A 778-nucleotide genomic window follows, 5' to 3' on the forward strand; every position below is an offset into this window, starting at 1 on the left:
CCTCGTTGCTGCCCACGTAACAACTCAGGCGATCGTCCCATAAGCGGACACGTAACAGCTGGCCAACAAGCCGGGAAGGCACGCTGTAGACGACGTGCCTCACGTTGATGGTACTGCTGCTACTGACCCTCACCGTCAGCTCGTCGTAGTCGGCGCTGCGACGAAGCGGCAGCGGCTTCAGATGAGGACGCTCTTCCTTCACCAGATCCTGATTGTTGCGGTTGTGCCGCATGACCTGCTGAGTGATGAAGGCCTGGTATTCTTCCAGCGTGCTGAAGTCGTTACTGCCCCGCAGTATCAGTGCCTGACGGATACGCCTTTTAAGATGGCCGTGAGCGCTTTCAACCGAACCATTTTCGTGGCCCCGCCCGGCATTGTTGTGCACACCCTGCATGCCGTAGTGCCGGCAGAGAGCAGCATAACGCTCCGTCAGTTCGCGGCGTCCGTCTTCACCCTGTTGTTTCCATGCCGCCCGCAGACTGTCTGTTTTGTGCTCTGCAGGTACGCCGCCCAGTTGTCCGAGCGCTTCCTGCAGGCCTTCAGCCAGGGCAGAGAAGCTCTCACCACCCAGCACGACCCGCATCCAGCTCCAGTGGCTCCATTCCAGGCGGAAGTGATACAGCTTATGCGCCAACAACTTACCGGCGATGGTGACAACTACACCTTTCAGTTCGGTAAAGTCCGACAGGCCACGCAGGCCGGGCTGATGCCGCTGGCGGAACATCACCTCCTGCTCTGCACCGTACTGCAGCTTCCATTCGCGGACCCGCCGTTGCAT

General features: G+C 59.6%; 1 protein-coding gene. It reads right to left on the minus strand.

All coding sequences use genetic code 11. The features are described from left to right. The coding region (gene istA / locus JJB97_RS18230; protein WP_238715498.1) for an IS21 family transposase at nt 1-778 on the minus strand (778 nt) is incomplete at both ends.

This window comes from Tenebrionibacter intestinalis (assembly GCF_016632365.1).
GTDB lineage: Bacteria > Pseudomonadota > Gammaproteobacteria > Enterobacterales > Enterobacteriaceae > Tenebrionibacter > Tenebrionibacter intestinalis.